Consider the following 255-nt stretch of genomic DNA (forward strand, 5'->3'; position numbering starts at 1 on the left):
ACCGGGGCGCGCAGATCACTAGCGTGGAAGAGGAAAGCGCCGACGCCGTGGAAGGTACCTACTACCGCTACCGCGCCGAACTGCTGCCCGACACCGTGGAATGGAAACCGCCCCACCGCATCAAGCCGCGCATGGACGGCCCGCAGGTCGCCACCGTGGTCGGTCCTCCCAACGAGGAGCTGTGGGTGGACGAGCTGGGGCGCGTCAAAGTGCAGTTTGCCTGGGATCGCCAAGGCCGCTCCGACGAAAACAGCT

The 255-nt window shown here is 66.3% G+C and carries 1 protein-coding gene; it reads left to right on the forward strand.

Annotation, left to right across the window (positions count from 1 at the left end):
• Positions 1-23: 23 nt before the first annotated feature.
• Positions 24-255 (forward strand): hypothetical protein (locus tag JHD67_RS22170; protein WP_199101248.1); only part of this gene is annotated, 232 nt, incomplete at its 3' end.

The organism is Dyella sp. ASV21 (assembly GCF_016428975.1).
GTDB lineage: Bacteria > Pseudomonadota > Gammaproteobacteria > Xanthomonadales > Rhodanobacteraceae > Dyella.